The 442-nt window shown below is 63.1% G+C and carries 1 protein-coding gene; it reads right to left on the reverse strand.

The window, feature by feature from the left end:
* Window positions 1–442: flagellar basal body-associated FliL family protein (locus tag I6F37_RS40190; RefSeq protein ID WP_225154406.1), on the reverse strand; the 442-nt coding region annotated here is incomplete at both ends.

Raw genomic sequence — 442 nt, forward strand, 5'->3', positions numbered from 1 at the left:
TCCTTGAACAGCACGTCGTTCACCTTGGCCGGCTGTGCCGAGGTGTTGACACGCGCGAGCAGCTCCTCGCGTAGGCGATAGAGACCGGCAGAGCCGCGCAGATCCTCGGGCCGCAGCTCGCGCAGATAGGTCTGGAAGGCGTCGACGATGCGCGGCAGCACCGCCTCGAGCTTCGGGATATCGGCCGCGTCGTCGAGTTCGAGGCTGAGGCTGATCTTCAGGAAGTTGGAGCGCCGTCCCTGCCCGTTCAGGTTCACGAGCAGTTCGGGCATGTTGTAGAAGACCATCGGCTTCGGCGGCTTCTTCTCTTCCTTGTGCTCTTCGGCATGCTCGTCGTGCTTCTTGTTGAAGAACATGAAGTACGCGCCTGCACCGCCGCCGCCGAGCAGCAGCAGGGGCGCGACGACGAACAGGATGAGCGTCTTGCCGGCGAGCTTCTTCT

Source organism: Bradyrhizobium sp. NBAIM08 (assembly GCF_020193935.1).
Lineage (GTDB): Bacteria > Pseudomonadota > Alphaproteobacteria > Rhizobiales > Xanthobacteraceae > Bradyrhizobium > Bradyrhizobium yuanmingense.